Source organism: Winslowiella toletana (genome assembly GCF_017875465.1).
In the GTDB taxonomy this organism is placed as follows: domain Bacteria; phylum Pseudomonadota; class Gammaproteobacteria; order Enterobacterales; family Enterobacteriaceae; genus Erwinia; species Erwinia toletana.
This window is the reverse complement of sequence record NZ_JAGGMQ010000001.1, coordinates 4,787,887-4,813,033: the sequence shown is the minus strand read 5'-3', so window position 1 is coordinate 4,813,033 and position 25,147 is coordinate 4,787,887. Positions and strand designations below refer to the sequence as shown.

The window sequence follows — 25,147 nt, the reverse complement described above, 5'->3', positions numbered from 1 at the left end:
TCAGGACGCAATTAATCACGCAAGCTTGCCGCCTTTGCCAGTTTTGCCCTCAATAAGGAACTTTTCTCCCGCTCTCTGCACATAGCTGACTAAAGCGTTCAACGGAGAAATTAATGTTCCCAGCCATTCCCGCCGCACCGCATCTGTTAAAAAGCAGCGACCAGCAAACCGTTAAGCTCTGGCAGGCAATGCCTGGCAATCATCGCGGCGAAACCGTCGAGGTGTCGGCCAGCCTGATGTCAGAATTGCAGACTGCGCAAAGCGTCCTTGATATCACTAAAGAGCATCTCAGCTTCGGGCCTGGCAACGGCAAAAGCGCGTTTATGCTGACCAGAGGCCAGAACTATCAGCGTGAAGTGGCCGCCAGGCATGTGCGCGATGCCGACTTTCGCGGCGATAATCAGGCAATTGTGAAATCCGCTCTCGCCGCGCAAACCGGCAATTGCGGTGAAAACTCGGCGCTGACGATGGCATATCTTTCCGCGATGGAGCTGGATCGCCCGATAGCAACTTATGCGGCGGCAAATAACCCGGATCATCAGTTTAATGTTATTGGCGACCTGCGTATGCCTGGCGAAGCGGTGGTCGTCGACGCCTGGCCAGTCTTCGCCCGCGCGCATCTGATGAATAACGCGCAATTTCAACCAGATACCAGCAGGCCGCTGGATATCCATATGCCAGGTATGCCACCGAAGATGGAACTCGATCAAATGGGTGAAATCACACCACTTAGTGAGGAGCGAATCGCGCATATTAACCAGCGTAAGCAGACGCCGGGTTATGAGCAGGCGCTGGCCGATCCATCCCGCGTGCGCTTATTTGAACGCAACCACGGCATGGTTAATCTCGACGTACGCTACCAGAACCGCGATAATTCGCAGGAGGTGCATGAAAATGTCGCCAACCGCGAAGAGTATGAGCGCCAGGCGTACGGCACCCAGCTGGCGCGCCAGCATCTGCGTAACACTGATGGGGAGTAGAATGATGAGCAGCACTTTTGCGCGGCTGATGCAGCCACTGTTACGCCACCTTAACGTCACAGCGCCAGCGATTGGCGCTGGTCAGGCGATTAAGGTCGACTTTGCCCACCTGCAAATCCAGTTTACGCCGCTGGAGAGTCAGGAACTGCTGATGGTCGCCAGCCTCGGCGCTTTACCGGCACAGATGGATGAATCGCTTCCCTGGCGGTTACTGGCGGAAAACAGTGTCGAACAGCCGACGCCAGCCATCTCGCTGGCGGTGCTCGGCGAAAACCGCACGCTGATACTCTGGAGTCGGGAACGTTTTGTGCAGCTTGACACACCAGCGCTAATCGCCCTGTTTGATCGTCTGGTGGATAAAGCGAATCGTCTGGTTGGCGTGGTGTCAGCGGCCAGTCAGCGTGAGATGGCCTGAGATCAGGGGGCTGGCGGCGCCAGCCCCGCAAGCGTTTTACAGCTTCACTGCCGCAAAGTGCTGCTGAGGATGAGCAATCCCCTCCTGCGCCGCGACCAGCTGTAACTCATACTCACCCATTTCATGGGTTTTAATCATCACTTCATACACGGCGGCGGTAACATGCTCCAGCGCCTGTTGCAGTGGCATCTTATGCAGCAGATCGACCAGCAGCAGACCGCTGGTCAGATCACCCACGCCTACCGGCTGACGCACGCCAAAATCCACCAGCGGACGGCTGATATGGAACGCTTCATCAGCGGTGATGAGCAGCATCTCAAAGCGATCACTGCGATAACCGGCACGTGCCAGATGCTTCACCAGCACCACTTTCGGGCCGACGGCAATCAGTTCGCGCGCTGCAGATACTGCCTCTTCCACGCTGGCCACGCTTTTGCCGCTCAGCATTTCCAGTTCCAGCAGGTTCGGCGCAATTATATCGCTGGCAGGCAACGCGTATTTACAGTGGAACTCCGCCACGCCCGGCGCCACGATACAGCCCTTTTCCGGATGGCCCATCACCGGATCGCAAAAATACCAGGCATCAGGATTGGCCGCTTTCACCTGGTTGACGATTTGCAGAATATGCTCGCCCTGTTCACCAGAGCCAAGATAGCCGCTCAGCACCGCATCACAGGTTTTCAGCCGATCGATATCCGCAATGCCTTTCACAATATCGGTCAGATGGGATGCCGGCATCACCGCGCCGGTCCAGTGACCATACTGCGTATGGTTGGAAAACTGCACGGTATTCAGAGGCCAAACGTTTGCGCCCATACGCCGCATAGGAAATTCAGACGCGCTATTGCCAGCATGTCCGAACACCACATGCGACTGGATAGAAAGGATATTTTTCATTATCGGGGGACCTGCACAGCCTTGCCAGTTAAATGCCGGAGTGTCCGGCTTCAGGGCGAGGGAGGATATCCCCCGCCCCGGGAATGATTAAGTCTTACCAGCACACCAGGCAGTAATGCTTTTTGCCACGGCGTAACAGGGTAAAACGGCCAAACAGTTTGTCGCTGTCACTGAAACGGTATTCGGCATCCGCCTGCTTTTCACCGTTGACGGTGACCGCATTGGAAGCAATCATCGTGCGTGCCTGACCGCGAGACGGCACCAGCTCCGCATTGACCAGCGCCTGTTGCAGATCGTCTTCCGCCGCCAGGGTGACGGTTGGCATACCATCCTGCGCCAGCTGTTCGAAGTCCGCTTCGGTCATCTCACTCATTGCGCCGGAGAACAGGCTCTGCGTAATACGTTTAGCCGCCGCCAGACCCTCTTCACCGTGTACCAGACGCGTTACCAGATCCGCCAGCACATACTGCGCGCGTGGCGCTTTACCGCTGGTCTTATCTTCCGCTTCCAGCGCATTGATCTCTTCAATGCTCATAAAGGTGAAGAATTTCAGGAAGCGATAGACATCAGCATCAGCGGTGTTAATCCAGAACTGGTAGAACTTGTACGGGCTGGTCTTTTTCGCATCCAGCCAGACCGCCCCGCCTTCGGTTTTACCGAATTTGGTGCCATCCGCTTTGGTGATTAGCGGCACGGTCAGACCAAACACCTGGTTCTGATGCAGACGACGGGTGAGATCGATACCGGAGGTAATATTGCCCCACTGGTCGGAACCACCAATCTGCAGCACCACATTGTGACGCTCATTCAGACAGGCAAAGTCATAACCCTGCAGCAGGTTGTAGGAGAACTCGGTAAAGGAGATGCCCTGATCGTCGCGATTCAGGCGCTGCTTCACCGCTTCTTTGTTAATCATCTGATTAACCGAGAAATGCTTACCGATATCACGCAGGAAGGTCAGCACGCCCATGCCGCCAAACCAGTCATAGTTATTGGCGGCAATCGCGCTGTTGTCACCGCGGTCAAAGTCGAGGAAAGGCGCAACCTGCTGGCGAATCTTTTCGACCCATTCATTAACCGTATCAGTGGTGTTCAGTTTGCGTTCAGCTGCTTTGAAGCTTGGGTCGCCAATTAGCCCGGTTGCGCCACCGACCAGCGCCACAGGCTTGTGTCCGGCGTCCTGAAAGCGTTTCAGGCAAAGCAACGGCACCAGATGCCCCAAATGCAAGCTATCGGCGGTCGGATCGAAGCCGCAATAGAGTGCGATTGGCCCTTGCGCCAGTCGTGCTGCTAACGCGTCCTCATCCGTTACCTGGGCGACAAGGCCCCGCTCTTGCAATTGTTTAATCAGGTTACTGCTGGCCATCAAAGACTCCATGTAAAAACGACTGCACCTAAGCTGGTACACAGCTTTCCGCTGCACGCGGAAGAAAAATATGCGTTATAGAATAAAGCGCGGCGGCGCTCAGTGCCAGCGTATTTCAGCAATTTACGGCGCCAGTCGGTCGATTTTCCAGCCTTCACCGTCACGCTGATAGAAGAAGCGATCGTGCAGGCGGTGTTCGCCCCCCTGCCAGAACTCCATCGAATCAATTTTGATGCGGAATCCGCCCCAGAAACTCGGCAGTGGGATCTCACCCTGCAAAAACTTCTGTTTCAGTTCGAGGAATTTGCTCTCCAGTACGCCGCGCGCTGAAATACGGCTCGACTGTTGCGAGACCCAGGCGCCAATCTGGCTGTCGCGCGGGCGACTGTGGAAATATTTCAGCACTTCCAGCGGTGACAGTTTCTCCACGCTGCCCAGCACCATCACCTGGCGCTCCAGCATATGCCACGGAAACAGCAGGCTGATACGCGGATTATGTTCCAGCTGCTGCGCTTTGCGGCTGCCGAGGTTGGTGTAAAACACCATGCCCTGCTGATCATAGTGTTTCAGCAGCACGATACGCTGATAAGGCTGGCCGTGCTGGTCGACGGTGGCCACGCTCATCGCGGTCGGATCGGGCAATTGCGCGTCACAGGCCTGACGCAGCCAGTGTTCAAACAGATCCAGTGGTTGCTCTGGCAGATCCTTACGGCGCAAACCACCACGCGTATATTCACGACGCAGATGGGCAATCTGTTGCAGGTTATCGCTATCGGTCATAGAAAAGGTTTCTGGCAATAAAAAAGGGTAAAGCCATTGTGCGCTTCACCCTGATGAACTTCAACGAGTTAACTGCCCGATTGCAGCTGACAATCATCGACGATAATTTTGTCGTTGCGTTCGATAAAGGCGCCCTCGCCCTTTGACCAGAACACATAGTTACCGTCACTGTAACGCGTGCCGGAGGCGGCGGGTTGCTGCTTCAGGGTTAATGGCGTGCCGTCCATAATCAGGCTCACCTGCTGCTGGCTGTTATTCAGCTTAACGGTCAGCGGCAGAGTGCCACAGCGGTAGTGCAGCGTTTGAATCTGATCGCCCTGTGGCTGTGATAACAGGCCGCAGCCCGATAAGGTGGATAATGCAGTGGCGATGATCAGGCACTTTTTCATCGGTAACTCCTCGTTAGTGTGATGCGCGGCGATTGGCGGGATAAATTGCCCCTAATACCGAGGCCTCACTGGCGCCGGTGACCGAGGGCAGATTGCCCGGCTGCCCCGATAAAGTGCGATACGCCAGCCAGGCAAACGCCAGTCCTTCCATATCGTCGCCGCTGATCCCCAGCTGATCGGTGGTGATCACCTCAGTGCCTGCCAGCAGTGCGGCGATCCGCGCCATCAGCAGCGGATTGCGGCTGCCGCCGCCGCACACCATCAGACGATCGCAGCCGCCACTCAGCAGCACCTGTTCGGCGATGGTGGTGGCGCTAAGCTCCACCAGCGTCGCCTGCACATCCTGTGGCGCCAGCGCCGGAAACGCCTGCAACTGCTTCTCAACCCAGCTGAGATTGAAATATTCACGGCCGGTGCTTTTCGGCGCCGGACGCGCAAACCAGGGATCAGCGAGCATCGACTGCAACAGCGGCAACACCACTTTGCCGCTGCTGCCCCAGGCGCCATCCTTATCGTAGCCCTTGCCGCGCTGACGCCAGATCCACGCATCCATCAGCATATTGCCAGGGCCGGTATCGTAGCCACGCACCGGCATATCGGGGATCAGCAGCGAAAGGTTAGCGATACCGCCAATATTCAGCACCATCCGTCGTTCGGTAGCGTGCATCAGCAGGGCCTGATGGAATGCCGGCACCAGCGGCGCACCCTGCCCCCCCAGCGCCATATCACGACGACGGAAATCGCCCACCACGGTGATCCCGGTGGCGGCAGCGATCTGATTATTATCACCAATCTGCAGGGTATTTGGCGCATCGCCCAGCGGTTCGTGCCAGACGGTCTGACCATGGCAGCCAATGGCGGTGACATCAGATGCTTCCAGCCCCTGCTGTTGCATCAGGGCCAGCACCGCTTCGGCAAACAGGCGGCCCAGCCGGGTATCCAGCTGACCCAGCTGTGACAGGGTAAGAGTTTGCCCCTGGCAGATCGCCAGCACCTGCTGACGCAGATCGGCCGGAATCGGATGGGTATAGCTTGCCTGTTGCGCGACCATACGCTGGTCAATAGCCGCCAGCACGACATCAACACCATCGAGGCTGGTGCCGGACATCACACCGATATAACGTCCTGATTTCATTTTATTGCCTTAGTTTCGCGCCACATTCGCGGGCATATAATGCAGCCTGGCAAAAACGCCGCTGTAATTCTATGATTAATTGTTGTTTTTTGAAGCGAGTAACGCTTTTTCGTCATAATCCTGACGCGCGCCATTGTCATTGCTTTTTTGTTTACTCGCCCTCCGGTATGCTGCGCGCGTCGCCTTTTTCGACTAAAATCCGCATCAGGCCGGACTTGTGCCATATACTATGGTTGTCTATCGCTGCCGCTTTTGCGCAGCAACTGAGTAATAAGGAGCTCCACAATGATCAAGCGTTTATTTATCGTGGCATTAGCCGGGATGACGCTGGCTGGATGTACCAATACGGATACCCTTTCCGGTGACGTATATAGCGCGTCTGAAGCCAAACAGGTACAAAATGTGACTTACGGTACGCTGGTTTCCGTGCGCCCGGTGAAAATTCAGGGTGGCGATGAGAACAACGTGATTGGCGCCATCGGTGGCGCGGTGCTTGGCGGCTTCCTCGGTAACACCATTGGCGGCGGCAGCGGACGCAGTCTGGCCACGGCTGGTGGCGCGGTGCTCGGTGGCGTGGCGGGTCAGGGCGTACAGGGCGCGGTGAATAAGGCCGATGGTGTGGAGCTGGAAATCCGTAAGGATGATGGCAATACTATCATGGTGGTGCAGAAACAGGCCGCCAGTCGTTATGCTGTGGGCCAGCGTGTCACTTTGGCTTCCAACGGCAGTCAGGTTACCGTCTCCCCACGTTAATCTGCACGAAAAAAAACCGGCGTCGAACACGCCGGTTTTCAGATTTACCGGTTATTCTGCTTTGTGATGCAGTTCGAGAATATTCTTCTCCAGTCGCGCAATCAGCGTGACCAGTTGATCGATCTCCTGACCTGAAATACCGGCCAGAATATCATCGCGAGTGGCGTCAATAACATGCTCCACCTCACTGATAATCGGTTCCGCTTCTTTCGTCAGTTTAATGCGTTTGGCACGACGATCGTTGACACAGGTACAGCGGGTGATTAGCCCTTTCTCCTCAAGCTGATCCAGCGTTCTGACCAGCGAGGGTTGCTCAATACCAATTGCCTTCGCCAGCTGAATTTGCGACTGCTCCGGCGGCAACTGATGAATATTATGCAGCGTGACCCAATGGGTCTGCGTCAGCTCTAATGGCTTAAGCCGTTGATCAATCAAAGCGCGCCATATGCGCACCAATCGTGCCAGGTCCGTTCCTAGTGGCGTATCCATTTCATCTCCTTATAATTAGCTTGCTAGCTATCAAGCCTGATTCTAGACTATTCTGCGAGTTTACAGGACAAAATACAAATTCTGAGCTAACAGACACGCGAAAGAGTGTATAAATTTCGAGTAAGCACGCATTATTGCAGCCAGCAGAGGGTATGCTGCCACACTTTTTTTCGGCGCAGCAATATCAGGCGTGGCGGTCTGGCAGGAAGCGGAGAGAATGAATGGGTTAACAGGCGCTGGCTGGCCAGCGCCTGTTGATTACTTAATCACACCGCAGGCAAAGCGGTCACCGCCGCCACCGAGCGGTTTTGGCATATCGGCATGGTTATCACCACCGACATGCACCATCAACGCCTTGCCGGAAATCTCAGACAGTTTTTTTATCCGTGGCGCCAGTAGCGGATAAGTTGCTTTGCCATCGGTAGTGACAAACAGCGCCGGTAAGTCGCCTAAATGGCCGTTCTGATAAGGCCCGAGATGTTTGCCGCTATGGGATGGATCAAGATGTCCGCCCGCTGCGCCAGCGGCTACTGTTTTACCGTCAGTGGTGGCGGCGTCACAACTGCCTTTGGCATGCACATGGAAACCGTGTATGCCTGGCGGCAGCCCGTGCAGATTCGGCGTAAATTCCAGTCCCCACGGCGTTTCACTGATCGTTACCTGACCGATGGACGGGCCAGTCCCCTGCTTAGTCGCTTCGTGCAGTTCAACCTGTTCGCTGGCGGCCTGCGCAAAACCGCATGCCAGCAGCGTCAGTGCTGCTAAACCGTAACCTTTCATCGTAACTCCTTTGCGTTGTTTTCCAGACCCACTAAGTCTGGTCGCTTTTTCGCATTACAGACAATAAAAGGTGACGATTTGCGTTTCTTTACGGCACATCGTAACCAAGCGCGGCTTTGCGAATACGGAACCACTGCTGGCGGGTAAGCGTAATTTCCGTTGCCCGCACTGCCGCGCGCACCCGGTCAATTTTCCCCGAACCGATAATCGGCAAAGGTTGTGACGGCAGACGCATCACCCAGGCATAGACCACCTGCAAGATATTATCCGCCGCGGTTTCATCCATGACCGCTGTCAGTTCATCACGCAACGGCTGATATTGCGCGGCGGTAAACAGTTCGCCGCCACCGAGGCAGGACCACGCCATCGGTTTAATCCGCAGCTGCTGACACTGGTCCAGCGAACCATCAAGCAGTAACGGCTGATGCAGCGGCGAAATCTCCAGCTGATTAGTAGCAAGGGTAAATGGCAGACGGGATTGCAGCAGCGAGAACTGCGCCGGAGTAAAGTTTGATACGCCAAAATGGCGCACTTTGCCGCTCTGATGCAGCGCGATAAAGGCTTCGGCGATCTCATCGGCATCCATTAGCGGATCGGGACGATGGATCAGCAGCAGATCAAGATAATCAGTGTTGAAATAACGCAGTGAGTTTTCTGCACTGTGCAGAATATGCCGGCTTTCGGTAATGTAATGACCGATTTTATGGTCAGGATTCGCGGTAGTGGCGATACCGCATTTGGTCACCAGCTCCAGCTTCTGCCGCAGAGACGGCACCAGTCGCAGCGCTTCACCGAAGGCGGCTTCACACTGGTAGTCGCCATAGATATCGGCGTGGTCAGTGGTGGTGATCCCCAGCTCTAGATGCTGTTCAATAAAAGTCACGCGCTGCTGCGGCGTCATTCCCCAGTCCATCAGGCGCCAGTAACCCATCACCAGACGTGAAAATTCCGGCCCCTGTGGTGCAATCTGCAGACGTTGTAGCATGCTGTTCTCCCTGCGTAGTTAACTGAAACGGAATTGCGCATCAGTATATACCGGTCAGCAGAGAAAAAACCGGCGCTAAAACAATGACGGCTGTTCGGGTTCGTCCGGCAAATCATTTTTTCCGCCGCGCTGCAGACGCAGGAAACGCTGACGGCACAGACGCAGCACCTCGCGTTTTTGTGCATCACTGAACTTCATCCAGTTAAAACGCTCGTCACGGCTACGCATACAGCCACGGCAGTAACCGCGCTCATCTGACTGGCATATACTCCGGCATGGGCTGGGAACCGGGAAAAACTCGAGTTGCTCGGCCACCTGAACTCCTGAATAACAGCGCAGACTCTATTGAAGATCGCTTAGCCGCGTTCCGCAAGTGTTGCGGCGTCAATTCGCTGGAAATAGTCACGCAATACCTGGAGCGCCTGACGGGTTTTCTCCGGCAGCACCCGCTCGAGGGTTAGCGCCGTTAGTCTCAGCGATGCCGGACGCCACTCCGGCAGTAACAGCATCAGTTCGCCACTCCGCAATTTATCCTGAATCTCATAGAGCGGTTGCAGCGAAATGCCCTGTCCGGCAAGGGTAAAGTCGCGGATCACCGACATACTGTCGCTTATCACCTGCCCTTCGGCGATACGCAGACGTACCGCAGGATAATGACTATGATGAAGTTCTATATTGCGTGCGTTAACACCGCTGGCAGGCATACCAGTGATCCAGCGATGAGCAATCAGATCTTCGGGCGTTTCCGGCACGCCATGCAGCGAAAGATAGCGTGGTGATGCGCAAACCACCAGCGGCCACGCTACTAACTGATGGGCAATAATGGTGGTGTCGTTGAGCTGGCGATTCACCCGCAGCGCAATATCGATACGGTGTTCAATCATATCCAGCACCTGATCGGTGGCGATAATCCGTAACTGCAGGCCGGGATGTTGTTGCAGTAATGGCGTCAGCGCTTCGCACAGCGGTTTCCCGCCGATGCCGACGGTGGAAGAGATTCGCAGCTCACCGCTGAGGGTATCACGCATCTCCGCCAGCCGCTGTTCCGCCTCACGGGCGCTGCCAAGCATCGCTTCGCAACCGGGGAAGAATGCTGCACCAGCATCAGTCAGGGTTAGCTTGCGGGTAGAACGGTGCAGCAGTGGTACCCCGACCGCCGTCTCCAGCTGACGTAAATGCTGGCTGACCGCCGATGCCGAAATGCCCAGCCGACGTCCGGCGGCGGCCAGAGAGCCTTCACTGACCACGGTGGCAAACACCGCCATGCGATTAAGGTTTTCCATCATTCGTAAGTATAACTTCATTGTGAAAGTGGAAATATGGCACTTATCGCCACTATTGTTAAGTATTAAAGTGTAATTACTGAGTATCACAATCGTAAATAAGGTGAACATAATGAAAATTACCGTTATTGGCGCAACAGGTTTTGTCGGTCCGGACGTGGTAAAAGAAGCGCTGGCGCGCGGCCATCAGGTCACTGCCGTCTCACGATCCGGCAAGAATCTGCCACAGCATGACAACCTGACGCTGGCGACTGGCGATATTTATAACACTGAGTGGCTAAGTAGTGTGTTGCAGGGGCAGGACGCGGTGATAAGCGCATTTAACCCGGGCTGGGCAGAAAGCGACCTGTATCAGAAATTCACCGCTGGCAGCGCGCATATACTCGACGCGGTCAGAGCTGCGGCGGTTAAACGTCTGCTGGTGGTCGGCGGTGCGGGCAGCCTGCAGGTGGCGCCGGGTGTCGAACTGGTGGATACCGATGCTTTCCCGGCAGAGATTAAACCCGGCGCACTTGGCGCGCGCGAGCTGCGTAATAAACTGCAAAGCAGCGCCGCCGATCTCGACTGGACCTATCTGTCACCCGCCGCGCTGCTGCAACCCGGCGAGCGCACCGCACAGTTCCGTGTCGGCAGCACTGAACTGCTGATGTCCGGCGACCATCCGGCATCAATTAGCGTCGCGGATTTAGCGGTAGCGATTCTGGATGAAATCGAGTCGCCACAACATTTGCAAAAGCAGTTTACGGTTGGTTACTAAACTACTATGCCCGCCCTGTGCGGGCCATCAAATGTTTAGCTTCTGTTAAGGTAGCGCTAAGCTTTTACGCCTATGCTTCTGGTAATGAATGTTATTTTTACCGGAAAATATGAAACTAGTAAGAAAGTTACACTGCAATGAATTTACGTTTAACCTGGTTGCAGCGCTCTGGTTTGCTCTGATACTGAATGCCCTGTTTATTATTCGTGTCTGGGAAATCATTCCTTTTATCTCCCTGCGCGACTATCTGTTTGCCGCTACCCTGCCCGTTGTCCTGATCTGCGCGTTTACGCTGATTTTTAATCTGCTGGCATTGCCATGGATCCGCAAACCGCTGCTGATACTGCTGATCCTGGCCAGCGCCGCTGCCAATTATTTTATGTTTAGTTTTGGCACCGTTATTGACACCAATATGGTGCAAAACGTGTTTGAAACCGACGCGCAGGAAGCGCTGGCGTTGTTTAATACCCGCTATCTGACCTGGATGACCCTGATGGGGGTGCTGCCGGCGCTGCTGCTGTGTATGGTGCGCATTACCCGCCATCGCCCCTGGTGGTTTGGTCTGGCGCTACGCGCGGTGAGCAGTACTGGCGCATTGCTGGTGATTTTGCTGGTCGCGGCGCTGTTTTATAAGGATTACGCTTCGGTGATCCGCAATAATAAAGGTCTGGTAAAGATGATAACGCCAGCCAATATTATCAGCGGCAGCGGCCACTATATTCATGACCGCTGGTTCGCTGGCGATCAGTCACTGGTGCGGATCGGGCTGGACGCCAGAAAAGGCCCGCTGATCAGCGCCAGCAGGAAAAAAACGCTGGTAGTGTTTGTCCTGGGTGAAACCGCACGCGCCGAGAACTTCTCGCTGGGCGGCTATGCCCGGGAAACCAATCCGCAACTGAAACAGCAGCAGGTGATTTATTATCCGCATGCCAGCTCCTGCGGCACCGAAACAGCTATCTCGGTACCCTGCATGTTTTCCAATATGCCGCGCGTCGATTATGACGCCAGCCTCGCCCGTCACCAGGAAGGTCTGATGGATGTTATGGCGCATGCAGGCGTGAATGTGCTGTGGCGTGAAAACGATGGCGGTTGCAAAGGAGCCTGTGACCGCGTGCCGCATACTGATATGACCCGATGGACGCTGCCCGATCAGTGCCGCGATGGCTACTGTCTGGATGGTGCGCTGCTGCATCGCCTGAATAACTATATTGACAGCATTAAAGATGACTCGGTCATTGTCCTGCATCAGATGGGCAGCCACGGCCCGGCTTACTATCTGCGTTACCCGCCAGCGATGCGCAAATTTACCCCGACTTGCGACAGTAACCAGATTCAGGACTGCGATCATCAGGCATTAATTAACACCTATGATAACAGCCTGCTGTATACCGACTCGATGCTCAGTGACACCATTAATCTGCTGAAGTCTTACAGCGACAAATATAATGTGGCGCTAATCTATCTCTCGGACCATGGAGAGTCACTGGGTGAACACGGCATGTACCTGCATGGCACGCCGTATGTGTTTGCCCCAAGCCAGCAGACTCATATTCCGTTTCTGCTGTGGATGTCGCCGGATTATGCACACACCTTTGGCATTAATCAGCAGTGCTTACAGCAACATGCCGCCAGCGATGCGGTGTCGCAGGACAATATTTTCCATACCCTGCTCGGCATGATGAATATCCAGACCAGCGAATATCAGCCTGCGCTCGATATACTAAAAGTGTGCCAGGCGTAGGCAACGGGTTGCATTAGACCGATTGGTCTATTACCCTGTGGTGATGAACAAAACGACCCGACACGACACATGTGAACATCTGCTCGCCACTGGTGAGCAGCTGTGCCTGCAACGCGGCTTTACCGGCATGGGGCTCAGTGAGCTGCTGTCGGTCGCAGAGGTGCCGAAAGGGTCGTTTTATCACTACTTCCGCTCGAAAGAAGCTTTTGGTGTGGCGATGCTGGAGCGTTATTTTGCCCATTATCACCATCAGGTGAGCAGTTTTCTGGCGGCTGACCCGCAACATCCCCGTCAGCGCGTGCTTGATTACTACCACACAGCTTACGAAAATTTTCGTCATGACGGCGCGTTTGCCGCCTGTCTGTCAGTGAAACTTTCGGCGGAAGTCTGCGATCTTTCGGAACCGATGCGGATTGCGCTCGAAAGGGGTTCGCAGGCAATTATCGCGGCCCTCGCCGCCACCCTGCAACATGCGGTGGAACAAGGCGAGGTCCGGCTGGACACTGACGCGCAGATCAGCGCGGAAACCTGTTACATGCTGTGGCTCGGCGCCAGCCTGCAATGCAAAATCCGGCGTGACGTGACGCCATTAAGCTGGGCTTACGCGGCAATTACACGTATGCTGCCCGCAGCCAATTAAAAAAACACCCTTACTAGTCGACCGGTCTAATACAGGATTATTTATGCAAATTACCAGACTGTTTACCCCCCTGAAAGTGGGTGCCATCACCGTACCAAACCGCATTTTTATGGCGCCGTTAACGCGCCTGCGCAGCATTGAACCGGGCGATATCCCCACCCCATTAATGGGCGAGTACTATCGCCAGCGCGCCAGTGCCGGTCTGATTATCACCGAAGCGACGCAAATCTCTTTCCAGGCTAAAGGCTATGCCGGTGCGCCCGGTCTGCACACCGCAGAACAGATTGCCGCGTGGAAAGCGATTAATGCCGGCATTCATGCCGAAAACGGCCATAGCGCCGTGCAGCTGTGGCATACCGGCCGCATTTCCCATACCAGCCTGCAACCAGGCCAGCAGGCGCCGGTCGCACCGTCCGCCATCTCCGCCCAGACCCGTACCTCACTGCGTGACGATCAGGGCCGTGCGATCCGTGAAGAGACTTCCACGCCACGTGCGCTGGAAACCGCTGAGATCGCGCAAATTGTCGAAGATTTCCGCCAGTCCGCCGTAAATGCCAAAGCCGCTGATTTCGACCTGCTGGAGCTGCACTCCGCTCACGGCTACCTGATTCATCAGTTCCTCTCTCCGGCTTCTAACCAGCGTACCGATGAGTACGGCGGCAGCGTTGAAAATCGCACCCGCTTTGCGCTGGAAGTGGTGGACGCAGCGATTGACGGCTGGAGCGCAGACCGCATTGGCATTCGTATTTCGCCGCTTGGTCCGTTTAACGGCCTTGATAACGGCGAAGATCAGGAAGCCGCTGCGCTGTACTATATTGCTGAGCTGGCGAAACGTAATCTGGCCTATCTGCATATTTCCGAGCCAGACTGGGCGGGCGGCAAGCCGTATGCAGAGTCATTCCGTCAGGCCATCCGCGCCGTTTATCCGGGCGTCATTGTTGGCGCTGGCGCCTATACCGCGGAGAAAGGCGAAGAGCTGATTGAAAAAGGTCTGATTGATGCAGTGGCCTTTGGTCGCGTGTATATCGCCAACCCGGATCTGGTGGCGCGTCTGCATAAACAGGCGCCACTGAATGAACCAAAACCAGAAAGCTTCTACGGCGGCAGCGCCGAGGGTTATACCGATTACCCAACGTTGTAAGCGTGATGCCGCAACCCTTATGTTGCGGCAATTCGTTAACAAGCCGGTTAATCGTCGCTATACTTAGCAGGATTTTTCAGTCATCGCTGAATCGATGGCAATACTCGCGTTAAGAGGATATTTATGCGCTTACTTCATACCATGCTGCGTGTCGGCGATCTGCAACGCTCCATCGACTTCTACACCAAAGTACTGGGCATGCGCCTGCTGCGCACCAGTGAGAACACCGAATACAAATACAACCTCGCCTTTGTCGGTTATACCGAAGAGAGTGAAGGCGCGGTGATTGAGCTGACTTACAACTGGGGCGTCGACAGCTACGATCTCGGTAACGCTTATGGCCATATCGCACTGGGCGTCGATGACGTGGCAGCCACCTGCGATCGCATCCGCAATGATGGCGGCAATGTGACGCGTGAAGCGGGTCCGGTAAAAGGCGGCAGCACCATTATCGCCTTTGTCGAAGATCCCGATGGTTATAAAATTGAGCTGATCGAAAATAAACACGCCGGTCACGGCCTCGGCAACTGATGCCGACGGGGGCTTTGCGGCCCCCTTCTCCTCGCTTCCCCTGCTGCAAGCCTTTCTGAAATTTGCCATAATACGCGCTGCATTTTTCCGTCAACGAGATCCCGATGCCTGAATCGAAAGAATTGAATGCCCTTAGCGACCGTTTTCGCGGTTTTTACCCGGTAGTAATTGATGTTGAAACCGCCGGTTTCAATGCGAAAACGGATGCGTTACTGGAAATTGCCGCGGTAACCTTAAAAATGGATGAGAACGGCTGGTTGCAAAAAGACGAAACCTTGCATTTCCATGTTGAGCCGTTCGAAGGGGCAATTCTCCAGCCGGAAGCGCTGGCGTTTAATGGTATCGATCCGCATAACCCACTGCGCGGCGCCATCAGTGAATACGATGCACTGCACGCCATTTTTAAGCTGGTGCGTAAGGGGATTAAAGACCAGGGTTGTAACCGGGCGATTATGGTGGCGCATAATGCCACCTTCGACCTGAATTTTATGAGCGCCGCCGCTGAACGCGCCGGTCTGAAGCGCAATCCGTTTCATCCGTTTGTCACGTTCGATACTGCCGCTCTCAGTGGCCTGGTGGTCGGACAGACGGTGCTGGCGAAAGCCTGTAAAGCGGCTGGCCTGCCATTTGACAGCACTCAGGCGCACTCCGCGCTGTACGACACAGAACAAACCGCCGACCTGTTCTGCGAGCTGGTGAATCGCTGGAAACGCCTCGGTGGCTGGCCACTGCCACCAGCGGCAGAGGATAGCGCCGAGGGTGACAACGCGGAAAACGCAGAATAAAAAGGGCGGCGAAAACGCCGCCCCTACATGAGATCTGCGTAGGGGCGGCGTTTTCGCCGCCCGCACTCGCACTGATGGTTTACATCAACGGTTATTCAGCTTCTTTAAATTTCTCGGCTGTCTCTTTGATCAGCGTCTGCAGTTCGCCGCGCTGGTACATTTCAATCACGATATCACAACCGCCAACCAGCTCGCCATCGACCCACAGCTGTGGGAAAGTTGGCCAGTTAGCATATTTCGGCAGTTCAGCACGAATATCCGGATTTTGCAGAATATCAACATATGCAAAACGCTCGCCGCAAGCAGAAAGCGCCTGAACGGTCTGAGCAGAGAAGCCGCAGCTTGGCAGCTTCGGTGAACCTTTCATATACAGCAGGATCGGGTTTTCTGCGATCTGGCGCTGAATTTTTTCAACAGTACTCATTTTTGCCTTCCTTAATGCGTTACTTCGTGTCTATTTATTGTAGCGACGTTTCATTGTAACGATTCTGTCTGCCGACTGAAAACGACATTTTATACAGAGACGCAGGTGTAAGGCCCATTTTGCCAAAAGTCGTGGCTAAATAACCGTCTCTTATCATTACACATGGTTAACAGATTAATAAATAGCAACAATATTGGTGAGATAAGCGACTGATCTGGCTCATTTCAGCCACTAATCACCTTTATAAACTGATTAATTGAAAAAGACCTTACCTTTTCGGAAAAAGTTAGATTAGAATTGCCTGGCCCTGTTTCTTTGGGCGCCAGTTGTCGCTTCAAACCCCTACTATGCTTTGACATTATGCGTCGGGCAGCCGTGGGATTGTCTATGCGGTCCTCTCTGCTACGTGAGAGCCTAACCAGAAACGGATAATGCGTTTACTCATCACACTCTTTATGCTGGCTTTTGCACAGTTGTTTTTAAATATGGCGCACGCATCGCCACAGGCACCTGTGAATGCAAATCAGCAAAAGGTGGAAAAAAAGAGTGCACGAAGTGATGAACGCCGTAAAAAACGCCAGCTGAGAACCCCGACAAAAAAAAACCGCCAGACCAGCGTAGAAAAAACAACAGCAAATAAAAAAGCCCCTCGTGAAGCCACCCAGCATACTGCCGCAACTAAGATGCCCCTTAGCGCAAAGAAGAAACTGACCAGACACTATGGTCATCAGCGCCGTGGTAAAAATGCTGAGGCGCTCGCCAGCATCAGCGCCAACAGCGGTCCGTTAAAAATGAGCAAAGAGCATCGGGTGCGTTATCAGAAAGCGCGTGAAACCGCGATGAACAAACTGATGGGACAGCTGGGTAAACCTTATCAGTGGGGTGGCACTTCACCGCGTACCGGTTTCGACTGCAGTGGTCTGGTGTGGTACGCCTATAAAGATCTGGTGAAGTTCAAGATCCCGCGCACCGCCAACGAGATGTATCACCTGAATGACGCCGCACAAATTAAACGCGATTCGCTGGAAAAAGGCGATCTGGTGTTCTTTCGTATCAACAATCGCGGCGCAGCCGACCATGTTGGCGTTTATCTCGGCAATGGCAAATTTATCCAGTCGCCACGCACCGGCAAAGATATTCAGATAAGCGCATTAAGCGAAGAGTACTGGCAGCGCCACTATGTCGGCGCCCGTCGAATGATGACGCCAAAAACCATTCGTTAAACCACCGGTTTGCGCAACAAAAAACGCCTGATACAGTAATGCATCAGGCGTTTTTTTATCGCTGCAGAAACAGCGTCAGTTCATCACGGCGACAAAGCTAAAAGCGATAATCATTAATAATGAACCGACAGTGGTCATCAGAGACAACTTAAGATTAGTATCCACATCTACTCCTTAAAGACCCTGGGATTAATAGCGGTATAGATTTTCCCATAGTTACGGGTAAAAATCTCGTTTTCTTGTCACAGCCTTGCTAGAATTCTGCTTTTCCGTTGCGCAACAACTGCAACACCGCGTTACTTGCCGTGTTTCCTGACGTCATTCCCCTTCCCGACGTCACTCAGAATGCAACAAAGAAACCGATCGTCGGCTGAAAAACGCGTGGCTGACGCAAACGTTTAACATGATATTTATCAATGCGTTGAGATAAGCGCAGGAGTACCAGTTTAATGGCAACAATTAAAGATGTGGCGAAACGCGCCGGTGTTTCAACCACCACCGTTTCGCATGTCATCAATAAAACACGCTTTGTCGCGGAAGATACGCGTGAAGCGGTTTGGGCCGCCATCAAAGAGTTACACTATTCGCCCAGCGCCGTTGCGCGCAGTCTGAAGGTTAACCATACCAAGTCGATTGGTTTGCTGGCGACCTCCAGTGAAGCAGCTTATTTTGCTGAAATTATTGAAGCCATCGAAACGCGCTGCTTTGCCAAAGGCTATACGCTGATTCTGGGTAACGCCCATAACGATCTGCAAAAGCAGCAGGCTTATCTGTCGATGATGGCGCAGAAGCGCGTCGACGGCCTGCTGGTGATGTGCTCGGAGTACCCGGACGAACTGCTGACCATGCTGGAAGAGAATCGCAATATCCCGATGGTGGTGATGGACTGGGGCGAATCGCGCGGCGATTTCACCGATACTGTGCTGGATAACGCCTTTGAAGGCGGTTACATGGTGGGACGCTATCTGATCGATCGCGGCCATCGCGATATTGGCGCGATTCCCGGCCAGCTGGAGCGCAACACCGGTGGCGGACGCCATGCGGGTTTCCTTAAGGCGCTGAATGAAGCCAATATCCAGCTGCGTGATGAGTGGATCGTACAGGGGGATTTTGAACCCGAATCCGGCTACCGCGCGATGCAGCAAATTCTGTCGCAGAAACAGCGTCCTACCGCCGTCTTCTGCGGCGGCGATATTATGGCGATGGGGGCGATTTGCGCCGCTGACGAGATGGGCTTGCGCGTGCCGCAGGATATTTCGGTGATCGGCTATGACAATGTGCGCAACGCGCGCTATTTCACGCCAGCGCTGACCACCGTACATCAGCCGAAAGAGCGCCTCGGCGAAACCGCCTTCGATATGTTGCTGGACCGTATTACCAGCAAACGTGAAGATCCCCAGACTATCGAAGTCCATCCGTCGTTGATCGAACGGCGTTCAGTGGCTGATGGTCCGTTCCGCGACTATCGCCGCTAAGCTGCCAGCCGGCCACCGCAGTGGCCGGTTAATCTCCCTCGCGCAACCACTCTTCATTCATCGTCTCCGGATCGCCCAGGTACTCCAGTAACCAGTTCAGCGCCGGTGATGCGCTCTGTTGCGCCCAGCTGACACAACATGGGCTGTCAGGGAAAGCGGCAGGTAGCGTCAGGGTCACCAGTTCGCCACTGGCGATCAGCGGCGCGGCAAAATGCCCCGGCACCATGCCAACACACAGCCCGGCCAGCAGACAATCAAACGCGCTGTCCCAGTCCGGCGCCACCAGTCGCCGCTGGTTATCCAGCGTCCAGGTAATACGCCTGGTCAGGCTGCGCGAGGTATCTTCCAGCACCAGCGACGGCCACTGGCGAATACTCTCTTCATCAATCACCCCCTGCTGTTGCGCCAGCGGATGTGTTGCACTGACCACACAGCGCCAGTTAAGCGCGCCCATATCGCGAAAACCAAAGCGTCCGCCGACCGGAATCGCCTGGGTGGCGCCAATCGCCATATCCACCCGCCCGTCCACCAGCGCATCCCAGACGCCGTTAAACACTTCATGGGAAACCAGCAGCTCCATATCGGGAAAGTGGCGATAGAAATCCAGCACCAGCTGGCGCGTGCGCTGCGGTTTCACAATCGAATCGACGGCGATGCTCAGTTGCCCGCGCCAGCCATTAGCCACTTGCTGACACTGGCGCCGGGTGGCAAGCATTTTTTTGATAACAGCGCGCCCCTCCTGGATAAACACTTTGCCCGCATCTGTGAGCACCACATCACGATGCCGCCGTTCAAACAGCGGAACCGCCAGCCACTGTTCCAGTTGCCGCACGGTATAACTTATCGCCGACGGCACGCGATGCAGCTCGCTGGCGGCGGCGCTAAAGCTCCCGCTGCGTGCAACGGCATCAACCACTTCCAGAGAATGTTCTGACCACATAAGTTGCCTGCAAATTTTTTGAATGCAATACGCAAATATTAGCGTTTCACAAGCTGGCATGCACCCGATTACACTCAGCGCGTTAAAATCACCTGCATAAGAAAAAGAGTTATCTGATGATCAAATCAAAAGGATTTATTGTTTACCTGGCGCTGTTAAGCATGCTGGGTTTTCTTGCTACCGATATGTACCTGCCTGCCTTTGGCGCGATGCAACAGGATTTGCATACCCATCCCGGCGCAATCAGCGCCAGTCTGAGTATCTTTCTCGCCGGTTTTGCCTGTGCGCAGCTGATCTGGGGGCCGTTGTCCGACCGTATTGGTCGTAAGCCAGTGCTGGTGATTGGCCTGAGTCTGTTTGCACTTGGCTGTGCCGGGATGCTGGCGGTACAGGATGCCACCATGCTACTGGTATTGCGCTTTATTCAGGCGGTCGGTGTCTGTTCAGCGGCGGTAAGCTGGCAGGCGCTGGTGGTCGATCGTTACAGCGGCGCGCAGGCCAACCGGGTGTTCGCCACCATTATGCCGCTGGTGGCGCTCTCCCCGGCGCTGGCGCCACTGCTGGGCGCCTGGCTGCTAAACCATTTTAGCTGGCGTGCGATCTTTGTCGCTCTTCTGCTGATTGCGCTGGCGCTGCTGATTCCGACCCTGCGCCTTAAGCCGGCGACCAACCGCTCCGCCTCTGACAATCAAGCGCCGGTCAGCTTTTTGTCATTGCTAAAATCGCGAATTTACAGCGGTAATGTGCTGATCTATGCCGCCTGTTCCGCCAGCTTTTTTGCCTGGCTTACCGGTTCGCCGTTTATTCTGGCGGATTTGGGCCTGACGCCCGGCGATATCGGTCTGAGTTATCTGCCGCAGACGCTGGCATTTTTAACTGGCGGCTTTGGCTGCCGCGCGCTGCTGCAACGTATGGATGGCAAGACTCTGTTGCCGTGGCTGCTGCTGGGATATGGCGTCAGCATCAGCGCCATTTTTGCCGTCGCACTTTCAGATCAGGTGACATTAACTGCATTACTGATCCCGTTTTGCGGTATGGCAATGGCGAATGGCGCTATCTATCCCATCGTGGTGGCCAACGCGCTGCTGCCGTTCCCGCATGCCACCGGCAAAGCGGCGGCATTACAGAATATGTTGCAGCTGGGACTCTGCTTCTGCGCCAGCATGGCGGTATCAACCCTGATCGCCAATGTGCTGCTGACCACCACCGCCATTATGCTGCTTACCATAATTATTGCTTTGGCAGGATATGCACTACAATTTCAACGTAAAGCAGTAAAAGCCGGTTCGGCAGTAAAATCATTTGGTTAGCATGCTAACAATATTATATTGAATATTGCCTGCCGTGAGCATATACTCATCTAAGGCAATATTTTATAACAATAAATCAACACTTTTTAGTCAGACCTGACAGGGTTGTCGTGGTGTTTTTCGGCGTGGCATTCGCGACGCATCTCTGCAGGACCCTATCTGAATTTATTGATATTTCAGCATCGATACCGGAGCTGTTTATAACGGCCGGGTTGTGGTCTCAGTGAAAACAGATATTTTTCGTTCAATTTCAATCCTCTGTTTAACGTCGGATATCAGGCGCACGGATCATCCGTGAGTTCTCTCACAATCCTGCAGAAATTGGCTATCCTATTTCTCAGGTTCTAATCACAGCAGGTGATGGAGAAGCTATGAGTTCATCGTGTATAGAAGAAGTGAGCTTGGAAGAAAACCACTGGTATCGGATCGTTCACGAGATGCTGCAAACCGCCGGTATTGCAGTGAACGGTTCACATCCATGGGATATTCAGGTTAAAAACCCCGAATTCTTTCGTCGCGTATTGCAGGAAGGTTCGCTGGGACTGGGTGAAAGCTATATGGACGGCTGGTGGGAGTGTGAACGCCTCGATATGTTTTTTCATCGGGTGTTAAAGCATAAACTCGACCAGCAACTCCCCCACCACTTCAAAGATACGTTGCGCATCGCCGCGGCGCGCCTGACCAATCTGCAGTCCAAAAAACGTGCGTGGATTGTCGGTAAAGAGCATTACGATCTGGGTAACGATCTGTTCTCATTAATGCTCGACTCGCATATGCAGTACTCCTGCGGATACTGGAAAGACGCCACGACCCTTGAAGAAGCGCAGCACGCTAAGCTGAAGATGATCTGCGATAAGCTCCAGCTGCAACCGGGCATGTCGCTGCTGGATATCGGCTGCGGCTGGGGCGGTCTGGCGGAGTTTGCCGCGCGCCACTATGGCGTCAGCGTGGTCGGCGTAACCATCTCGGCCGAACAACAGAAACTGGCGCAACAGCGCTGCGCGGGTCTGGATGTCACCATTCTGCTACAGGATTATCGCGATCTGAACCAGCAGTTTGACCGCATTGTTTCCGTCGGGATGTTTGAGCATGTCGGGCCGAAAAATTACGCCACCTATTTTGCCGTTGCCAACCATAACTTAAAGCCCGAGGGCATTTTCCTGCTGCACACTATTGGCGCGCTGAAAACCGATATGAATCTTGATCCCTGGATTAATAAATATATTTTCCCCAATGGCTGTCTGCCTTCGGCACGCCATATCAGCGTGGCCAGTGAACCCTGGTTTGTGATGGAAGACTGGCATAATTTTGGCGCGGATTACGATACTACCCTGATGGCATGGCATCAGCGTTTTATTGAGGGCTGGCCGCAATTGGCCGGACACTATGGTGAGCGCTTTAAACGGATGTTTAGCTACTATCTGAATGCCTGCGCCGGCGCTTTTCGCGCGCGCGATATTCAGCTATGGCAGGTGGTATTTAGCCATGGTGTGGAAGGTGGCTTAAGAGTACCGCACTGATTAACGGGCGGCGGTAACGCCGTCGCGCGAATCATTGACACGGGCGGCGAGAACGCCGCCCCTACAGGGTTCAGCATTTTTTGTAGAGGCGGCGTTCTCGCCGCCCAATGCCTTATGGCTGTAAATGCTCTGCCGCGGTTGCCAGTAGCGCCGCTTCGCGCTGAGCCAGTACCCGCTCAACCGTTTCCACTATCGCCTGGGTTTGCGGGTCGATTTCAATATTGACCCGTTGCCCCAGTTTTTTGCTGCCAAGCGTGGTACGCATCAACGTTTCAGGGATCAGATGCACGCAGAATTTGCTTTTGCTGACCTCACCCACCGTCAGACTAATACCATCAATACCGATATAACCTTTGCGCAAAATAAACTTCATCAGTTCTGTATCCTGGGGTTTAAACCAGATTTCGCGGTTATTTTCGGAATTAATGATCTTACAGATTTCAGCGGTGGTCATAATATGGCCGGACATTAAATGCCCACCGATCTCATCGCTGAATTTTGCCGCACGTTCAACATTTACGCGATCACCGGTCTGTAATTCACCGAGGTTGGTCACGCGCAAGGTCTCTTTCACCAAATCAAAGCTGACCTGGTCGCCTTCAACATGGGTCACCGTCAGGCAGCAACCGTTGTGCGACACCGACGCGCCTAATTCCAGCCCCGGCAACATCTCCGGCGGTAATTTAACGATATGGGTGCGGAAATTGGTTTTTTCTTCAATCGACAGCACCTCAGCGGTGCCCTGCACAATTCCGGTAAACATGCTTAAGCCTCAGTCTGTTTTTTGACAATCTTAACACAACTGCAATGCCGCACGGATAAAAGCCGACAGCAAGCTGTGCTAACTGTATAACATAAAGAGCGATTGTCTGGTCAGATGATTGGCTTAATCCGCTCCCCCCGTTACACTACGCGGCTTAATATTCTGATCTCTATTTTAGCGCTCATCAGGGCGTTAAATTCGTTCACCCTTAATAAAACGGACAAGGTGTTTGTGTGCAGAAGTATTTGACTGAAGCGCGTCAATTATTAGCCCTCGCAATCCCGGTGATCCTTGCGCAAGTTGCGCAAACCTCCATGGGTTTTGTCGATACCATTATGGCCGGTGCCGTTAGCGCCACGGATATGGCCGCCGTCGCCGTCGGTACTTCTGTCTGGATGCCGACCATACTGTTTGGTCACGGCCTTATCCTGGCGTTAACCCCGGTTGTGGCGCAGCTAAACGGCTCCGGGCGACGCGACCGCATTGGACATCAGGTGCGCCAGGCATACTGGCTGGCGGGATTTGTCTCCATCCTGATTATGCTGGTGTTGTATAACGCCGGATTTATGATTTCAGCAATGAAAGATATTGATCCGGAAATGGCGCGGATTGCCGTCGGCTATCTGCATGCTCTGCTGTGGGGGGCGCCCGGCTACCTGTTTTTCCAGGTGCTGCGTTGCCAGTGTGAAGGGCTGTCAAAGACCAAACCCGGTATGGTGCTGGGCTTTATTGGTCTGCTGGTTAATATTCCGGTTAACTATATCTTTATCTATGGACATTTCGGCATGCCGGCGCTGGGCGGCATCGGCTGTGGCGTCGCCACCGCTTCGGTGTACTGGGTGATGTTTATCCTGATGAAAGCGTGGAGCAGCCGCGCACCTTCGCTGCGAGATATCCGTTTAAGCCGCCGCTTTGACGCCCCGGACTGGGCGGCGCTACGACGCTTAACCGGCCTCGGGATGCCGGTGGCGCTGGCGCTGTTCTTTGAAGTGACGCTGTTTGCCGTCGTCGCCCTGCTGGTCTCACCGCTGGGTATTGTCAAAGTGGCAGGTCACCAGATTGCGCTGAACTTCAGCTCACTGATGTTTGTGTTGCCGCTCTCTTTAGGCGTGGCAGCCACCATTCGCGTCGGTTTCAGTCTCGGACAGGGTTCGGCGGAAGGCGCGCGCGTCGCTGCCTGGACCGCTCAGGGCGTTGGCGTGGCGATGGCGGCGGCGACCGCTACCTTTACGGTGATTTTCCGCGAGCAGATTGCGCTGCTGTATAACGACAATCCGGAAGTGGTGACCCTTGCGGCGCAGCTGATGCTGCTGGCGGCGATTTACCAGTTCTCCGATTCGATTCAGGTCATTGGCAGCGGTATTTTACGTGGCTATAAAGACACCCGCTCGATCTTCTATATCACCTTTATCGCCTACTGGGTGCTGGGATTGCCGAGCGGCTATGTGCTGGCGATGACGAATCTGGTGGTGCCGGCGCTCGGTCCCGCCGGTTTCTGGTGCGGCTTTATTATCGGTCTCACCTCGTCAGCGGTGATGATGATCTGGCGCATGCGTCGTTTGCAACGCTTGCCGGCAGAAGTGATCCTGGCGCGCGCAGCGCGTTAATTTCCGGGCGTTTTTACGCCCTTAACGTGTAAAAAAAA

General features: G+C 54.3%; 28 protein-coding genes. 14 read left to right on the top strand and 14 right to left on the bottom strand.

Annotation, left to right across the window (positions count from 1 at the left end):
• The first annotated feature begins 113 nt into the window (after nucleotides 1-113).
• Nucleotides 114-980 (top strand): hypothetical protein, encoded by an 867-nt coding sequence (locus tag J2125_RS22610; RefSeq protein WP_017802201.1) that lies wholly within the window; start codon nucleotides 114-116, stop codon nucleotides 978-980.
• 1 nt (nucleotide 981) lies between these two features.
• Nucleotides 982-1,395: a CesT family type III secretion system chaperone gene (locus J2125_RS22605; RefSeq protein WP_017802200.1), complete on the top strand. Its 414-nt coding sequence runs from the start codon at nucleotides 982-984 to the stop codon at nucleotides 1,393-1,395.
• Nucleotides 1,396-1,431: 36 nt separating this feature from the next.
• Here the strand turns inward: J2125_RS22605 and pdxY are convergent, their stop codons facing one another.
• From pdxY to anmK, 5 genes are all read right to left on the bottom strand, one after another.
• On the bottom strand, nucleotides 1,432-2,292 hold the full coding sequence (pdxY, locus tag J2125_RS22600; protein WP_017802199.1) for a pyridoxal kinase PdxY: 861 nt from the start codon (nucleotides 2,290-2,292) through the stop codon (nucleotides 1,432-1,434).
• Nucleotides 2,293-2,386: 94 nt separating this feature from the next.
• Nucleotides 2,387-3,658, bottom strand: a complete 1,272-nt coding sequence (tyrS, locus tag J2125_RS22595; protein WP_017802198.1) for a tyrosine--tRNA ligase — start codon at nucleotides 3,656-3,658, stop codon at nucleotides 2,387-2,389.
• 123 nt (nucleotides 3,659-3,781) lie between these two features.
• Complete coding sequence (pdxH, locus tag J2125_RS22590) at nucleotides 3,782-4,438, bottom strand: pyridoxamine 5'-phosphate oxidase (RefSeq protein ID WP_017802197.1); 657 nt, start codon at nucleotides 4,436-4,438, stop codon at nucleotides 3,782-3,784.
• 68 nt (nucleotides 4,439-4,506) lie between these two features.
• Nucleotides 4,507-4,827, bottom strand: coding sequence for an MliC family protein (locus tag J2125_RS22585; protein WP_017802196.1), 321 nt, complete (start codon nucleotides 4,825-4,827; stop codon nucleotides 4,507-4,509).
• 13 nt (nucleotides 4,828-4,840) lie between these two features.
• The gene (anmK, locus tag J2125_RS22580; protein ID WP_017802195.1) at nucleotides 4,841-5,962 is read right to left on the bottom strand and encodes an anhydro-N-acetylmuramic acid kinase; all 1,122 of its coding nucleotides are present in this window, start codon (nucleotides 5,960-5,962) and stop codon (nucleotides 4,841-4,843) included.
• 285 nt (nucleotides 5,963-6,247) lie between these two features.
• On the opposite strand from anmK, the gene slyB reads away from it, so the two are divergent.
• Nucleotides 6,248-6,715: an outer membrane lipoprotein SlyB gene (gene slyB, locus J2125_RS22575; RefSeq protein ID WP_017802194.1), complete on the top strand. Its 468-nt coding sequence runs from the start codon at nucleotides 6,248-6,250 to the stop codon at nucleotides 6,713-6,715.
• A gap of 51 nt (nucleotides 6,716-6,766) precedes the next feature.
• Here slyB and slyA read toward each other — a convergent pair whose 3' ends face one another.
• The 5 genes from slyA to J2125_RS22550 form a co-directional block, all read right to left on the bottom strand.
• Nucleotides 6,767-7,204, bottom strand: coding sequence for a transcriptional regulator SlyA (gene slyA / locus J2125_RS22570; RefSeq protein ID WP_017802193.1), 438 nt, complete (start codon nucleotides 7,202-7,204; stop codon nucleotides 6,767-6,769).
• A 258-nt stretch (nucleotides 7,205-7,462) separates the two neighbouring features.
• Nucleotides 7,463-7,984, bottom strand: coding sequence for a superoxide dismutase family protein (gene sodC / locus J2125_RS22565; RefSeq protein ID WP_017802192.1), 522 nt, complete (start codon nucleotides 7,982-7,984; stop codon nucleotides 7,463-7,465).
• An 88-nt stretch (nucleotides 7,985-8,072) separates the two neighbouring features.
• Nucleotides 8,073-8,969 (bottom strand): aldo/keto reductase, encoded by an 897-nt coding sequence (locus J2125_RS22560; RefSeq protein ID WP_017802191.1) that lies wholly within the window; start codon nucleotides 8,967-8,969, stop codon nucleotides 8,073-8,075.
• A gap of 75 nt (nucleotides 8,970-9,044) precedes the next feature.
• Nucleotides 9,045-9,284 (bottom strand): DUF1289 domain-containing protein, encoded by a 240-nt coding sequence (locus J2125_RS22555; RefSeq protein ID WP_026111848.1) that lies wholly within the window; start codon nucleotides 9,282-9,284, stop codon nucleotides 9,045-9,047.
• A 41-nt stretch (nucleotides 9,285-9,325) separates the two neighbouring features.
• A complete protein-coding gene (locus tag J2125_RS22550; RefSeq protein WP_040462491.1) occupies nucleotides 9,326-10,252 on the bottom strand; it encodes a LysR substrate-binding domain-containing protein in 927 nt (308 codons plus the stop codon).
• Between the two features lie 112 nt (nucleotides 10,253-10,364).
• On the opposite strand from J2125_RS22550, the gene J2125_RS22545 reads away from it, so the two are divergent.
• From J2125_RS22545 to rnt, 6 genes are all read left to right on the top strand, one after another.
• On the top strand, nucleotides 10,365-11,009 hold the full coding sequence (locus J2125_RS22545; protein ID WP_017802188.1) for an NAD(P)-dependent oxidoreductase: 645 nt from the start codon (nucleotides 10,365-10,367) through the stop codon (nucleotides 11,007-11,009).
• 109 nt (nucleotides 11,010-11,118) lie between these two features.
• Entirely contained in the window at nucleotides 11,119-12,750 is a 1,632-nt protein-coding gene (gene eptA, locus J2125_RS22540; protein WP_026111846.1) for a phosphoethanolamine transferase EptA, read from the top strand.
• Between the two features lie 43 nt (nucleotides 12,751-12,793).
• Complete coding sequence (locus J2125_RS22535; RefSeq protein WP_026111845.1) at nucleotides 12,794-13,390, top strand: TetR/AcrR family transcriptional regulator; 597 nt, start codon at nucleotides 12,794-12,796, stop codon at nucleotides 13,388-13,390.
• 43 nt (nucleotides 13,391-13,433) lie between these two features.
• The gene (gene nemA, locus J2125_RS22530; RefSeq protein WP_017802185.1) at nucleotides 13,434-14,531 is read left to right on the top strand and encodes an alkene reductase; all 1,098 of its coding nucleotides are present in this window, start codon (nucleotides 13,434-13,436) and stop codon (nucleotides 14,529-14,531) included.
• A gap of 123 nt (nucleotides 14,532-14,654) precedes the next feature.
• Nucleotides 14,655-15,062 (top strand): lactoylglutathione lyase, encoded by a 408-nt coding sequence (gene gloA / locus J2125_RS22525; protein WP_017802184.1) that lies wholly within the window; start codon nucleotides 14,655-14,657, stop codon nucleotides 15,060-15,062.
• A 104-nt stretch (nucleotides 15,063-15,166) separates the two neighbouring features.
• Nucleotides 15,167-15,847 carry a ribonuclease T gene (gene rnt, locus J2125_RS22520; RefSeq protein WP_017802183.1) on the top strand — a complete coding sequence of 227 codons (681 nt, stop codon included), beginning with the start codon at nucleotides 15,167-15,169 and terminating at the stop codon, nucleotides 15,845-15,847.
• Nucleotides 15,848-15,938: 91 nt separating this feature from the next.
• Here rnt and J2125_RS22515 read toward each other — a convergent pair whose 3' ends face one another.
• Nucleotides 15,939-16,271: a Grx4 family monothiol glutaredoxin gene (locus tag J2125_RS22515; RefSeq protein ID WP_017802182.1), complete on the bottom strand. Its 333-nt coding sequence runs from the start codon at nucleotides 16,269-16,271 to the stop codon at nucleotides 15,939-15,941.
• A gap of 431 nt (nucleotides 16,272-16,702) precedes the next feature.
• Between J2125_RS22515 and J2125_RS22510 the strand changes: the two genes are divergently transcribed.
• Nucleotides 16,703-17,494: a C40 family peptidase gene (locus J2125_RS22510; protein ID WP_017802181.1), complete on the top strand. Its 792-nt coding sequence runs from the start codon at nucleotides 16,703-16,705 to the stop codon at nucleotides 17,492-17,494.
• 75 nt (nucleotides 17,495-17,569) lie between these two features.
• Here the strand turns inward: J2125_RS22510 and cydH are convergent, their stop codons facing one another.
• The gene (cydH, locus tag J2125_RS22505; protein ID WP_017802180.1) at nucleotides 17,570-17,659 is read right to left on the bottom strand and encodes a cytochrome bd-I oxidase subunit CydH; all 90 of its coding nucleotides are present in this window, start codon (nucleotides 17,657-17,659) and stop codon (nucleotides 17,570-17,572) included.
• Nucleotides 17,660-17,943: 284 nt separating this feature from the next.
• Between cydH and purR the strand changes: the two genes are divergently transcribed.
• Nucleotides 17,944-18,969 carry an HTH-type transcriptional repressor PurR gene (gene purR, locus J2125_RS22500; RefSeq protein WP_017802179.1) on the top strand — a complete coding sequence of 342 codons (1,026 nt, stop codon included), beginning with the start codon at nucleotides 17,944-17,946 and terminating at the stop codon, nucleotides 18,967-18,969.
• 28 nt (nucleotides 18,970-18,997) lie between these two features.
• Here the strand turns inward: purR and punR are convergent, their stop codons facing one another.
• Nucleotides 18,998-19,909, bottom strand: coding sequence for a DNA-binding transcriptional activator PunR (gene punR, locus J2125_RS22495; RefSeq protein ID WP_017802178.1), 912 nt, complete (start codon nucleotides 19,907-19,909; stop codon nucleotides 18,998-19,000).
• Nucleotides 19,910-20,025: 116 nt separating this feature from the next.
• Here punR and punC point away from each other — a divergent pair, with 116 nt between their 5' ends.
• Both punC and cfa read left to right on the top strand, forming a co-directional pair.
• Nucleotides 20,026-21,219: a purine nucleoside transporter PunC gene (gene punC / locus J2125_RS22490; protein WP_017802177.1), complete on the top strand. Its 1,194-nt coding sequence runs from the start codon at nucleotides 20,026-20,028 to the stop codon at nucleotides 21,217-21,219.
• Between the two features lie 371 nt (nucleotides 21,220-21,590).
• Nucleotides 21,591-22,739 carry a cyclopropane fatty acyl phospholipid synthase gene (cfa, locus tag J2125_RS22485; RefSeq protein WP_026111844.1) on the top strand — a complete coding sequence of 383 codons (1,149 nt, stop codon included), beginning with the start codon at nucleotides 21,591-21,593 and terminating at the stop codon, nucleotides 22,737-22,739.
• A 112-nt stretch (nucleotides 22,740-22,851) separates the two neighbouring features.
• Here the strand turns inward: cfa and J2125_RS22480 are convergent, their stop codons facing one another.
• Nucleotides 22,852-23,502 (bottom strand): riboflavin synthase, encoded by a 651-nt coding sequence (locus tag J2125_RS22480; protein ID WP_017802175.1) that lies wholly within the window; start codon nucleotides 23,500-23,502, stop codon nucleotides 22,852-22,854.
• Between the two features lie 233 nt (nucleotides 23,503-23,735).
• Between J2125_RS22480 and J2125_RS22475 the strand changes: the two genes are divergently transcribed.
• Nucleotides 23,736-25,109, top strand: coding sequence for an MATE family efflux transporter (locus tag J2125_RS22475; RefSeq protein ID WP_017802174.1), 1,374 nt, complete (start codon nucleotides 23,736-23,738; stop codon nucleotides 25,107-25,109).
• The last annotated feature ends 38 nt before the right edge of the window (nucleotides 25,110-25,147 follow it).